Origin of the sequence: Ureibacillus terrenus (assembly GCF_006569205.1) — a bacterium.
Classification (GTDB): Bacteria; Bacillota; Bacilli; order Bacillales_A; family Planococcaceae; genus Ureibacillus; species Ureibacillus terrenus.
This window is the reverse complement of record NZ_VIGD01000003.1, coordinates 1-12,898: the sequence shown is the minus strand read 5'-3', so window position 1 is coordinate 12,898 and position 12,898 is coordinate 1. Positions and strand designations below refer to the sequence as shown.

Sequence of the window (12,898 nt, the reverse complement as noted above, 5' to 3'; positions counted from 1 at the left end):
AATATATCTCGAATTTGAGATAATGACATTGTTCATAACGTATAATCAACAAATAAAGGAGTCATTTAAAATGAAAAAACACACAGCAGGAATTCATCATATTACGGCAATCGTAGGGCATCCCCAGGAAAACATCGATTTTTATGCGGGGGTGCTTGGATTGCGCCTTGTGAAAAAAACCGTAAACTTCGATGATCCGGGAACGTACCATTTCTATTTTGGGAATGAATGGGGCAAACCGGGCACCATCATCACCTATTTCCCTTGGCCGGGCGCATATCAGGGACGGATTGGCGATGGACAGGTTGGCGTGACAACCTATGCCGTACCTGTCGGAGCCATGGAATTTTGGAAAAAGCGGTTGGCCAAATTCAACATTGCGTATACAGAAACGGTTCGATTTGGAGAAACCTATTTGCAATTTAAAGACCCCCATGGATTGCAGCTGGAACTGGTTGAGCGTGAAAGCGGGGAAGAGAATAGCTGGACATTTGGAGGCGTCACAAAAGAGGTGGCCATCAAAGGATTTGGCGGTGCAGTCTTGTATTCCGGCCGTCCCGAAGAAACAACAAAAACGCTGACAGAGGTGATGGGGCTTGAAGTGGTCGGCCGGGAGGGGGACTACACACGCTTTCAATCGACTGCCGACATCGGGAATATCATTGATTTGAAAATGACGAAAGGGGTCCGCGGCAGGATGGGGGTCGGAACGGTCCACCATATCGCCTGGCGCGCGAATGACGATGAAGACCATCTTGAATGGAAGGAATATGCAATGAATAAAGGCATGTACGTCACAGATGTAAAGGATCGCAACTATTTCAATTCCATCTATTTCCGCGAGCCCGGCGAAATATTGTTCGAAATCGCAACAGACCCTCCAGGATTCGCGCGCGATGAGTCTTTTGAAACCATGGGCAGCCGGTTGATGCTTCCTCCGCAGTACGAACATTTGCGCGGCCGTTTGGAAGCGTCATTAATACCGGTCGAAGTTCGTCCGCTGGATTAAAATCACAGGGATGTGAGTTGCTTTTGGACGAACCGCATCGATGAACAGATGAAGACGAGCGTAAATGCATTATGCAGGCCGGTCAAAGATGCCAAAATTGTTGGGACAGTCCGATGATCAGATGGAGATGCCGTGCAGGTTAGCCGCGACAGGACGGAAAGGCCCCGTGTACATTTCGATGAACAGATGGAAACGGGCGAAAATGCATTGTGCAGGTCGGTCAAGATTCACAGGATGCCAAATCGCTGGAACATTTCGATGAAAAAATGAAAAGGAGTAATCAAACATATGCGACATATTTTTAAAGAAGGAACCAACCCCGATAAGCCGGTTTAACTGTTGCTGCATGGAACGGGCGGAGATGAGAACTCATTGCTGCCGTTAGCGGAAATGATTGATCCGGAAAGTGCTGTGCTGAGCGTGAGGGGAAATGTTTTGGAAAATGGAATGCCTCGCTTTTTCAGACGGTTGGCGGAAGGGATGTTTGATGAAGAAGATTTGATTTACCAGACCCAGGAATTCCATCGTTTTTTGGATGACGCTGCGAAAGAATATCAATTTGATCGCAACAATATAGTGGCGATTGGCTATTCGAACGGCGCAAATATCGCAGCAAGTCTGTTATTTCTGATGAACGATTCTTTAAAAGGTGCGATTTTACACCACCCAATGGTACCGATACGAGGCATTCCATTGCCAAACTTGACTGGAACCGACGTATTCATTGGAGCTGGAACGAACGATACAAGAATCGGTGGAACTTCAAGAATTGTTGGAGGGGGCAGGGGCATCTGTGGCGATCCATTGGGAAAGTTACGGACACCAATTGACAATCACAGAGGTTGAAAAAGCGAAAGAGTGGTATGAAAAACATTATTCATAATTGAATTGGAAAATAAGGAAAAGCCGCGTATTGAGTCTGTCGATGCGCGGCTATTTTTGTGCGCCCGGCATGTACATGAACTATAGGGGGTAAGTCCCGAACCCGAAGATAGAAGTAGAGGTTAGCTTAACGCAAGGGTGTCTGTGGTGACGCGGAATCTGAAGGAAGCGAGCGGCAAACTTCCGGTCTGAGGAACACGAACTTCATACAAGGCTAGGTATCATTGGATGAGTTTGCACAACAAAACAAAGTCCTTTCTGCCGAAGGTGATACAGAGTAAATGAAGCAGATAGATGGAAGGAAAGATTACATTCTTACCCAGGGAGGTCTGATGGATACGTGAAGTACGCTTCATAACCTACTTAGTGATAAGGAGCTGAACCGTCAGAAGTCAGCAGAGGTCATCGTATTAGTTGGTTTAGAACTACTAAGAAGGACCGAACAATTCAGAGAGAATAGCCCTTGGCATTCAGTGAGTCATGATGAACACAGAAAACGTAGTACCTCACTTGAGGAAGGAAGCGGTGAATCCCGTGGGGGACCTCTTGGAGGGTGGAGTGACCACTGGCATAAAGAGAACAGCTATTCACGGAAGTTATATAAAGACTTGCGTCAATTATCTTAATTGAACCGCCGTATACGGAACCGTACGTACGGTGGTGTGAGAGGATGGGAGTTAATCGCTCCCTCCTACTCGATTATTTGCAATTGGCTGATTGAAAAACTGTGAGCATTCTTCTAATTAGCATGATGAATAATTCTCAAAAAAGCGTTTGAAATGCCGAAAAGGAAGTACCAGAATAAGAAAATCTAGCTAAGATATAACAGTACCAAATGAAGAACTGATAAGAGTTATTGAAAGGGGAATACTACATGCGATTTGACATCCGATTAGACGGATACATTGTAAACTGCGACAAAGGGTACGATGAATTTATAGATGATTTCGTTGAATGGCTTGAGTCAAATGGCTGGGGATACGCAGGAATGACGCTTCCTGTAACGGAGGAAGAGAATATCGAAGCAGAAATCGACAAAATGCTCACTAATGAACATTATAAAAAATGGGGCGGGTTTTTAGTTCTGAATGATGACGAAGAAGAGGAAGGGGCTGTCCGAAAAGTCGATTGAATCGACCTTGGGCTCAGCCCTTTTTTCCTATCTAGAAGCTAGTTTTGTCCCAGCCCCTTCATTTTCACGATTTGTGATGAATTTATATTTTTCGTTAAGAATAGTTGCTGAACTATATTGGAAATGAGAGGAAACCCAAAAATAGGAAATCGAATTGCGATTTTTTGCATTTGCGAGATGCCAGGAAATTCGATACGTTATAATCAAATCCGTGTAGGAGTTTGAAATGTCAACAATTGCATATATTCAATCTTACCTAGAAGGAAATAAGCTACAAGATGATGAGTTGCAAAAATAGAAAAAATGGAGTCGACCGTTGACTCCATTTTTTATTCTTGGTATTATCTGGATTAGTTAACAATTGCATATAAGAGGTGATTATCATTCCAGCAATCCACATTACTTTTTCATTGGAAAAACCGCTGACAGTACCAGTGAACTACCAACATTTGCTTCAAGCGTTCGTCTACAAGATTTTGCCTCAAAAAGAAGCAACGTTTCTCCATGAACATGGTTTTCAGCATCAAAACCGCACGTACAAGCTGTTTGTATTCAGCTCCTTGCAGTCGTCAAATATAACTTATGATAAAGAAACTAGAAAACTAACATTTTATGACAAATTATATTTGTCTATTAGTTCAATTATACCAGATATTGTGGAAAAAACTGCAAATTTTTTATTATTATCTGAAGATTTAGAGATGAATGGCGTTTCTTTAAAGGTTGAATCATTGGAATTTGACAAACTGGATGTGCAAGATAGTGAAATCGTCGTTCGCGCTTTATCGCCGATTACTGTATATTCAACGTTTGAACGTAGGGATGGAAGCAAAATTACGCATTACTTTTCACCGTTTGATAAAGTGTTTGAGCATTTACTGGAGGAAAATTTTATTCGCAAATATGAAGCATTTTACAATAAACCCTTTGCAGAGGAAGGCCAGGTCCTTTCTGTCGAACCCATTCAAGTAGACAGCCGCGACAAAGTGGTTACGAATTACAAATCAACTTGGATTACCGGCTGGAAAGGCATTTACCGGTTGAAAGCCAAACCGGAATATTTGTCTTTTTTACTTAACACCGGTCTAGGTTCCAAAAATTCGTTAGGTTTCGGCATGATTCGACCAAATTCGACCTTACCTAAAAGGGATTAGACTGGAAAGGAGGGCAGTTACAAAAATTATTGGAGGTGAAAAAGGATGATTGAATCAGTAGCTACATTAGGCCGATATGTGTTAGAAAAATCGAATAAAAGTGTGTTAGAACAAATGATTGAAAATCCTAACTATGATTATTGTATGTTTATTTTACTTTCTGAAACTGAGAATGGTATTGAATTTACAGGGGTCGATTATGAAGAAGTCTCAACTGATTATTCGAAATACTTGTTTCGTTCAGGTTCTTCCAGAGGAGCAAACTTTTCGCCGACTGCCAAAATAACTACTTTATCAAATACCTATGATCAAAAAATATTAGGTTGGTTTCGAGGAGTTTTAAAAGAAAAAAGAATTAATAACAAAGAAAAATTGGAACAAATATATGACAGGTTAGTACAAGATCAAGCATCAATTTTAGCAGCTGTATCTGAAAAAATCGAATCTTTGGATAAGTGTTTGATATCTGTAAAATTGAATCATTTATATCCGGTAGAGAATGAACTTTTTACGGAAACTTTTTTATATCTCATAAACAAAAAGGATTTGGAATTATCTGCGAATAATCAAATTTGTTCCATTTGTAAAGAGCAAAAAGATACAGTCATTGGAAAAATGTCAGCCTTTAAATTTTACACATTGGATAAGCCAGGTTTTATAACGGGGGGCTTTCAAGAAGAAACAGCATGGAGAAATTATCCGGTTTGTTTGGAGTGTAAAAGTTTCGTAGAAGCGGGTAAGGAATATATTGAAAATCACTTAAAGTATCAATTTTATGGACTTCCGTATTTATTAATACCATCGTTTCTAATTAACAAAGAAAATACAGGAGAAGATTTTGAAGTAATACTCGAAATTTTTGAAAATCAACAAAAAATGATCCAGCTTTCAAAAGAAAGCGGCAATTCAATAATGACTGATGAAGGAGATTTACTGTACATTCTATCTGAACAAAAAAATACGATTTCATTGAAATTTTTGTTTATGCAAAAAATTCAAAGCGCTGAACGCATATTGCTTGTTATTGATGATGTATTGCCGTCACGTCTTCAAAAATTGTTTAAATCAAAAGAAGAAGTTGAAAAAGTCATTTTATTCAAAAAAGAAACAAATGAACCTGGACATTTTCACTTCGGTTTCTTCCGTACGTTTTTTGCAAAATCCGATGAAGGTAAGAAAAATTTTGATTTAAATAAGTATTTTTTAACAATTGTCGAATCATCTTTTAAGGCAAAACAATTAGATCACAATTTTTTATTGAAATACATGATGAAAGAAATTCGTAAAGAGTTTTTAAAAGAAAATGAGCAAAATTTCTATTGGAAAATCAAACAAGCGATGGCTTGCCTGTCATTTTTGGAAAAAATCAATGTGCTTCAATTCGAAGGAGGCCAGATTATTATGAGTAAGTTTAGCAACATTTTTGATGTTTTTGGTAAACAACTAAATACAAATGAAAAAAGAGCCATCTTTTTATTAGGTTCGTTGACGCAAATCTTATTGGAAGTTCAGCAAAAAGTGCGTAATTCAAAACCGTTTCTTAAACAGTTAATGGGATTAAAAATGGATGAACAGTCAATAAAAGGTTTGCTTCCAAAAGTCATTAACAAATTCATTGAATATGATGCCTATACGAAATCAAGACAAGAATTGGCTGAAGAAATATCTTCTCTATTTTTGCAATCTAATGAAAAATGGAAATTATCAATCGATGAAATAAACTATTACTTTGTTTGTGGAATGAGTTTAGCTTCAAAAGTAAAAGAAGTTTTATATGAAAAAGAGGAGGTTATTCAATAATGCTAACGAATCGTTCAGAAATATTGTTTTTGTATGATGCTCAATGGATTAATCCAAATGGGGATCCGGTTGATGAAAATAAACCGAGAATCGATGAAGAAACGGGGCGAAACATCGTTACAGATGTGAGATTAAAACGCACGATCCGCGATTTTTTACATCAATATAAAGGGTTGGAAATTTTTATTCGTGAAATAGTAGATGAGAAAGATTATATTCAGGATGCAAAACAACGTGCTGAAGATTTTTTGATAAAAGATGGAGAAAAACTTAAAAAAGAGAAATTGACATTAGCAGAAATGAAAGAAATTATTAATGATCAGGTTCTTTCTTCTTGTATAGATATTCGCTTATTTGGTGTAACTTTACCAGTGGAAAAATCATCAAAAGAGAAAAGTTCGATTACTCATACAGGTCCAGTTCAATTCAAAATGGGACAATCGCTTCATCGCGTAAAAATGGAGTATATAAAAGGAACAGGTGCGTTCGCTTCTGGAAGTGAATTGACACAAAAAACATTTCGCGAAGAATACGTGCTTCCGTATTCATTGATTGCTTTTTACGGAATTGTCAATGAGGAAGCAGCAAAAACGACTAGATTAACCGAAGAAGATATTGACACGTTATTGGAAGCAATGTGGAATGGAACAAAAAGCTTGATTTCACGCTCGAAAGTTGGACAAGTTCCTAGACTGTTATTGAATGTCGTGTATAAAGAAAAACATTTCCACATTGGTGAACTGGATAAGTATCTCTCATTGAAAACGGATAAAAATGATGAAGAACTTCGTGATGTCAGCGAATTTATCATTGATGTTGATAGATTGTTAGAGGTTTTAAACAAAAACAAGAATAAAATTGAAAGAATTGATTTAACACTCGATGATCGGATTCAGTTGTCTACGGATATCAAAAACAGTTTGCAGCAGGCAGGGTTCTCAATTAGGGAATTGGATTTTTAAGGGTGAAGAAACATGAAAGTACTAGTTTTTGATCTATGGGGTGATTTTGGCCATTTTCGTAAATATTTTTCAACTTCTTCTCCGCTAACATATTCAATCATTCCCCCTACTGCAATGTACGGCATTTTAGGAGCGATTTTAGGGTTTGAGAAAGAAAATAATTTTTATTTAGAGAAATTGAATCATCAAACGGTTAGATATGGGATTAAAATATTGAAACCTGTGAAAAAAACGAGGATAGGGTTAAATCATATTAATACAAAAGGGAACATATGGATTCCCAAGCAAAGACGAGAAGGTCCAAGAACACAGATACGAACAGAGTTTTTAAAAGATCCTGGCTATCGGTGTTATATCCATATAACCGATGAAAATCTGTTTGAAAGATTAATCGAATACGTATCTCAACATAAATCGGTTTACACTGTGTCGCTTGGATTGAGTGAATGTTTGGCGCAGTTTCAATATGTAACGATAGAAGAAGTTCATAAAACCGAGTCAAACGATTATACAGAAATGGCAACTGTTTTGAAGCATTCCATGATTCAAGAAAACGGTCTTTTAATTGAAGACGGAAAAACATACATGAAAGAAACTGTTGCAACTGAAATGGATGTTAACCGTGTTGTTTCAAATTACGAAGAAATTATTTTTGAATCAACTGGAAAACCGATAAAAGTGCTAGTGGATCATAGCTACGTAACGAGCCAATCGGAACATATTTGTTTTATCAATTAGCACGTTTAGTGAATGAACGTGCTTTCTTTATAGCTTATACGTGAGAGAGGAGGAACATGCTTGTGGACCAACTTTTATCTCACCCGAACTATCCATTAGAAAAACATGTACAGGGGGTTTTACATCAAATTGAAAAGTTTTTTGATGAAAAACGTCTTTCACGTCTATATATGAATGACTTATTTCTACTTTCCAAAATGATTGGATTATTTCACGACATTGGAAAAGCAACTGGATATTTTCAACAATACATTAGGAAAGAAAATAATGATTTAGGTATGCTCAAAAATCATAGTTTGATTTCAGCGTTATTATTATACCAATTTTTACAATATGAATCTGAATTGAAATTTGATGACGAACGATTGCGTTTACTTGCATTTTTAATTGTAAAGAAACATCATGGCCAATTGAATAATTGGCTGGATGAGTTTAAGCAGTTTCATGAAAACGAAAAAGAACTGTTACAAAAGCAAGTTCATGCAATCGATTTTGAAAAGCTAAATCAGTCGTTTCAATCTTTTTCATTGTACAAGCCTTTATCGAAAGAAACCTGTTTACAATGGATTGAAGATTTATTTAATGAATCTTTTAAAATCCGAAGAAAAATTATGAAATATAATCGCGAGAAAGTTCCAATTGAATTGTATATTCAATATATCTTTTTATTTTCCATCCTTATCGATGCGGACAAATCTGAAGTCGGCATTCTCCAAAAAGGGTTATTTCCAGAAAGAAGAAAGCTTAATTACGACATTGTTATAAATTACAAAAGAAAACAGAATTGGGATAATCGCAATTTAAATGAACTTAGGGAAAAAGCATTTCAAGAAGTCGATTCCCTGAACATTGACTTAAATCATCATTTTTATTCGCTGCAATTGCCGACAGGTTTTGGAAAAACGTTGACATCATTTCAATTTGCTTTAAATTTGCGAAAAAAAATCGAACAAGAAAAAGGAGTTACATCACGTATTGTTTACAGCCTTCCATTTTTAAGTGTCATCGATCAGACGGAAAAAGTGATTCGAGAAATATTTAATATTAACGAAATCGAAATGGACCAATCGTTGTTACTTACGCATCATCATTTGTCAGATTTAAGCTACACGATTCAAAAAAATGAAGAAGGCTATCATCAATATGACTACAATGCTGCACATCTGTTAGTTGAAGGATGGAATGCAGAAATCATATTGACAACTTTTATTCAGTTATTTCATTCGATTTTTTCTAATAAAAATGCATCGCTTAGAAAATTTCATCGATTTGCCCACTCGATTTTCATTATCGATGAAGTGCAAGCGATTCCGCACAAATACTGGCTCGTTGTTCGTGAAACATTAAAAGTTTTAGCTAGAGAATTAGATTGCTATTTCCTGTTTAGTTCAGCAACCATTCCTGCCATTTTTAAAGAAGATGAAATGCGGCCGTTAGTGGATGCCCCAAAGTATTATCAAGGTCTGTCAAGAGTGATGTTGCATTCTCACATAAAAGAAAAAATGACGATTGAACAATTTGTAAATACCTTAAACATCAACGAATCTAAGACATATTTGTTTATATTAAATACGATTGATGCAGCTAAAGAAGTATACAAAAAATTAAAAGAGATTGTACCTGATAAAAAGATAACGTTTTTGTCTACTCACATTCCTCCTATTGAACGATTGAAAAGAATTGGTGAAATTAAAAAACAAAAATATCAGATAGTAGTAAGTACACAGTTAGTTGAAGCAGGCGTTGACATCGATTTTGACATTGTATATAGAGATTTAGCGCCGCTTGATTCTATTCAACAGGCTGCTGGGAGATGTAATCGTCATGGAATGAGAAAAGGAGAAATACATGTTGTACATTTAACCGATGGTTATAAGAGTTTTGCAAATTACATCTATGATGGAATTCGATTGAATATTACACAAGAATTATTAAAGAATGATGCAATACCAGAAGAACGGTTTTTTCAGTTCATAGAGCAATATTTTGAACAATTGCAAGCAAAAACGGCTAATAAAGAGTCATTGGCACTATTGAATGGGATTCAAACATTATATTTCGACGGTGAAAAAGATGCAGATCGAATTCCTGTTTCTCATTTTCAGTTAATTGAGGAGCAGTATGACAGAATGGAAGTATTTTTAGAGCTTGATGAAAAAGCGAAATCTTTATTTGAACATTATGAAAAAATATTAAAAATTGAAGATCAATGGGAGCGGAAGAAAGCTTTTAGGGATATTAAAGCTGACTTTTATCAATACATTATTTCCATTCCAAGAAAGGTAGACAATAAACCGCCAATTGTTAATGGAATCGGCTACCTGACTAAGACTCAATTAGAAGATTATTATGATTTAACTCTTGGTTATAAAACAGAACAAACATCATTAATTTGGTAAGTGGTGACGCGGATGGATAGTCAATTTCCAATCACCGGAACGTATATTTGGTATTACTTTATTTGCAAACGTGAGTTGTGGCTCATGATGCATAATATTATTCCCGATCAGGAAGACGAAAATATCGATATCGGCCGATTTATACACGAGTACTACAGCAAGCGCGGGAAAGAAGAAGTCGATATTGGCAGCGGCAAAATTGATCGGATAAAGAAAGTCGGAAATGAAGTAATTGTTCAGAAAATTAAGAAAACTTCAAAATTTAGAGAAAGCAGCTATTTTCAGCTTTTGTTTTATTTAGATCAACTTGAAAAAATGGGAATTCAAGCAAAAGGAGAGCTGTTGTTTTCTGAAGAAAAAAAGAAAGAATCCGTTGTTTTAACAGATGAAAACCGCAAGCAATTGCATGAAGCGATTTCCGAAATTCAAAAAATAGCAAAGTACCCTGTTCCTCCACCGCCGAAAAAAATCAAGTATTGCCGTTCATGTGCTTACCGGGAATATTGTTGGGCAGGTGAAGATGAATGAAGAAAACGCTGTACATTTTACGAAGCGGCAAGTTCAGACGAAAAGACAACACATTATATTTTGAAGATGCTGAAGGCAATCGAAAATTTATACCCATTGAAGATACGAACGACATTTTTATTTTTTCAGAAGTTGATCTAAATACAAGATTACTCGATTTTTTAAGCCAAAAAGGAATTTGCGTTCACTTTTTCAATTACTATGGTTACTACAGCGGAACGTTCTATCCTCGTGAACATTTAAACTCAGGGCATGTCATATTAAAACAAAGCGAACATTACTTAAATGAAGATTTACGAATCGACTTGGCGAGAAGATTTGTGAAAGGCTCAATGAATCAAATGAAGCAAGTGTTACGTTATTATGCGAATCGTCGAAAAGAAAGCAACCAAAAGTTTATCGAAGTGATTGAAAAAATTAATGTTCTTATGGAAAAAATCAATGAAATTGAAACAATAGCTGAATTGATGGCGTTTGAAGGAAATACCAGAGAGTTATACTATTCGTGCTTTGATGAAATTATAAACAATAAAGATTTTGTATTTGAAAAACGTTCGAAACGTCCTCCCCTAAATCCATTGAATGCCCTTATCAGTTTTGGCAATTCCTTGTGTTACACAATGGTACTTAGTGAAATCTATAAAACATATCTAGATCCAAGAATCGGATACTTGCATTCCACTAATTTTCGAAGATTTACTTTGAATTTAGATGTGGCTGAAATTTTTAAACCAATCATGGTCGATCGCCTTATTTTTCAACTAATCAATAAAAAAATGATCACACAAAAAGATTTTGAAAAAGAACATACCGGCGGAATATTATTAAATGAGAAAGGAAGACGAACATTTATAGAACAGCTCGAAACAAGAATGAGAACGACAGTCAATCATAGGCATTTAGGGAGAAACGTATCATACCGTCGGTTAATCCGATTAGAATTATACAAAATCCAAAAACATATTTTAGGAGAAAAACCCTACGAGCCATATACTTCGTTGTGGTAAGACAAATCTTTTGCAAATGAATATATTTATATGAATCATCTTTAGCTTGAGATTCAGAGAGTGAGGGTTGGTCGTTGTTTGTGATCCTTGTATATGACGTTGGAGAAAAAAGAGTAGGAAAAGCGTTAAAAATTTGTAGAAAATATTTACATTGGGTACAAAATTCTGTGTTTGAAGGAGAAATTTCAAAAGCCAACCTGGTAAAATTAAAAAAAGAATTAGAAATGTTAATTGATAATGATGAAGATTCCGTTATTTTATATACGTTTCGTTCGCAGAAATATACCGGAAGAGAAATCATGGGAAAAGAAAAAGCAACGACAGATTTTTTGATTTAATTTTGTCGTCGATCGGTCTCACGACAGCAACCCCGAGGGATCGACGACAAATTATTTTTGTATAATTTATAGAAATCCCAATAAAATCAATGAATTTCATTATTTTCACGAAAATTTCAAATTGACTATTTTTTAATAAAAAGTTACTATATAGCTAACAAATGTTGATTTTATTAGGGTTTTGATCTTACCTATGAGGGATTGAAATAACATGGTTTTCTTTTGCTGTCGTAATAGCCATTGAGTTTTGATCTTACCTATGAGGGATTGAAATTCAATAGCATTTTTAATAAATGCATAAATATCAGGCCGTTTTGATCTTACCTATGAGGGATTGAAATTTGAGTTTGAAATGGATGCACTGGATTTTGGTATTGGTTTTGATCTTACCTATGAGGGATTGAAATCTCTTCTTGTGTAATCGTGCCGTTTCCTAACGCGTTTTGATCTTACCTATGAGGGATTGAAATTATCTTATTTATTTCTTTTGTCAATAGATTTTTTAAAAGTTTTGATCTTACCTATGAGGGATTGAAATGATGGTCGTATTATTTCCATTGAGGACTCGGCTACAAGTTTTGATCTTACCTATGAGGGATTGAAATACATCTACGAAATAGCTTCCATATATCAAGTGCCAGTGGAGTTTTGATCTTACCTATGAGGGATTGAAATTGTAGACGAAATAGAGCTACTTAAAACAGTAGCTCGCAGCTTGTAGACAAAGTCCCTAACTAGGGGCCAAATCTACAGGCTTTTTTGTATAATAGGGATAGAATTCTTGGTTAACGGGGGAAATTTAGGATGTTATCGAAGCGTACAGACAATAATCGAAATCAATTGGAAATGGTGGCTCTTGATCAATTGGTTCCAGAAGATCATTTGGTAAGGAAGATTGAACAAGCCATAGACTTTGATTTTATTTACGATCTTGTCAAAGATACCTATT

Annotated in this window: 10 protein-coding genes, 2 pseudogenes and 1 CRISPR repeat array; all 12 genes and pseudogenes read left to right on the top strand. The window is 36.0% G+C overall.

All coding sequences use genetic code 11. The features are described 5' to 3' along the window. Window positions 1-70: 70 nt before the first annotated feature. Window positions 71-1,009: a ring-cleaving dioxygenase gene (locus tag FKZ59_RS03085; RefSeq protein WP_141601279.1), complete on the top strand. Its 939-nt coding sequence runs from the start codon at window positions 71-73 to the stop codon at window positions 1,007-1,009. A gap of 336 nt (window positions 1,010-1,345) precedes the next feature. Beyond that, window positions 1,346-1,892 (top strand): annotated as a pseudogene (locus FKZ59_RS03080) (alpha/beta hydrolase). A gap of 873 nt (window positions 1,893-2,765) precedes the next feature. Then, window positions 2,766-3,023 carry a hypothetical protein gene (locus tag FKZ59_RS03075; RefSeq protein WP_141601278.1) on the top strand — a complete coding sequence of 86 codons (258 nt, stop codon included), beginning with the start codon at window positions 2,766-2,768 and terminating at the stop codon, window positions 3,021-3,023. 374 nt (window positions 3,024-3,397) lie between these two features. After that, window positions 3,398-4,177 (top strand): CRISPR-associated endoribonuclease Cas6, encoded by a 780-nt coding sequence (gene cas6 / locus FKZ59_RS03070; RefSeq protein WP_141601277.1) that lies wholly within the window; start codon window positions 3,398-3,400, stop codon window positions 4,175-4,177. A 45-nt stretch (window positions 4,178-4,222) separates the two neighbouring features. Continuing rightward, window positions 4,223-5,977 (top strand): TIGR02556 family CRISPR-associated protein, encoded by a 1,755-nt coding sequence (locus tag FKZ59_RS03065; protein WP_141601276.1) that lies wholly within the window; start codon window positions 4,223-4,225, stop codon window positions 5,975-5,977. Continuing rightward, window positions 5,977-6,939 carry a type I-B CRISPR-associated protein Cas7/Csh2 gene (gene cas7b / locus FKZ59_RS03060; RefSeq protein ID WP_141601275.1) on the top strand — a complete coding sequence of 321 codons (963 nt, stop codon included), beginning with the start codon at window positions 5,977-5,979 and terminating at the stop codon, window positions 6,937-6,939. The genes FKZ59_RS03065 and cas7b overlap by 1 nt, the downstream gene beginning before the upstream one ends. Before the next feature lie 12 nt (window positions 6,940-6,951). Continuing rightward, a complete protein-coding gene (gene cas5b, locus FKZ59_RS03055; protein ID WP_141601274.1) occupies window positions 6,952-7,677 on the top strand; it encodes a type I-B CRISPR-associated protein Cas5b in 726 nt (241 codons plus the stop codon). Window positions 7,678-7,739: 62 nt separating this feature from the next. Further along, window positions 7,740-10,076: a CRISPR-associated helicase Cas3' gene (gene cas3 / locus FKZ59_RS03050; RefSeq protein ID WP_246045796.1), complete on the top strand. Its 2,337-nt coding sequence runs from the start codon at window positions 7,740-7,742 to the stop codon at window positions 10,074-10,076. Between the two features lie 12 nt (window positions 10,077-10,088). After that, entirely contained in the window at window positions 10,089-10,604 is a 516-nt protein-coding gene (gene cas4 / locus FKZ59_RS03045; protein ID WP_141601272.1) for a CRISPR-associated protein Cas4, read from the top strand. Further along, window positions 10,601-11,611 carry a type I-B CRISPR-associated endonuclease Cas1b gene (gene cas1b, locus FKZ59_RS03040; RefSeq protein WP_141601271.1) on the top strand — a complete coding sequence of 337 codons (1,011 nt, stop codon included), beginning with the start codon at window positions 10,601-10,603 and terminating at the stop codon, window positions 11,609-11,611. The genes cas4 and cas1b overlap by 4 nt, the downstream gene beginning before the upstream one ends. A gap of 74 nt (window positions 11,612-11,685) precedes the next feature. After that, window positions 11,686-11,949 (top strand): CRISPR-associated endonuclease Cas2, encoded by a 264-nt coding sequence (gene cas2 / locus FKZ59_RS03035; protein WP_141601270.1) that lies wholly within the window; start codon window positions 11,686-11,688, stop codon window positions 11,947-11,949. A 178-nt stretch (window positions 11,950-12,127) separates the two neighbouring features. Further along, window positions 12,128-12,624: a CRISPR direct-repeat array (repeat unit 30 nt; unit sequence GTTTTGATCTTACCTATGAGGGATTGAAAT). 129 nt (window positions 12,625-12,753) lie between these two features. Beyond that, window positions 12,754-12,898, top strand: a pseudogene (locus tag FKZ59_RS03030) (IS5/IS1182 family transposase); the annotation flags it as partial.

Excerpts from the sequence above, each read along its gene's own strand:
- FKZ59_RS03085 (WP_141601279.1), top strand. The coding sequence starts at position 71 with ATGAAAAAACACACAGCAGGAATTCATCATATTACGGCAATCGTAGGG.
- FKZ59_RS03075 (WP_141601278.1), top strand. The coding sequence starts at position 2,766 with ATGCGATTTGACATCCGATTAGACGGATACATTGTAAACTGCGACAAA.
- FKZ59_RS03065 (WP_141601276.1), top strand. The coding sequence starts at position 4,223 with ATGATTGAATCAGTAGCTACATTAGGCCGATATGTGTTAGAAAAATCG.
- cas7b (WP_141601275.1), top strand. The coding sequence starts at position 5,977 with ATGCTAACGAATCGTTCAGAAATATTGTTTTTGTATGATGCTCAATGG.
- cas5b (WP_141601274.1), top strand. The coding sequence starts at position 6,952 with ATGAAAGTACTAGTTTTTGATCTATGGGGTGATTTTGGCCATTTTCGT.
- cas4 (WP_141601272.1), top strand. The coding sequence starts at position 10,089 with ATGGATAGTCAATTTCCAATCACCGGAACGTATATTTGGTATTACTTT.
- cas1b (WP_141601271.1), top strand. The coding sequence starts at position 10,601 with ATGAAGAAAACGCTGTACATTTTACGAAGCGGCAAGTTCAGACGAAAA.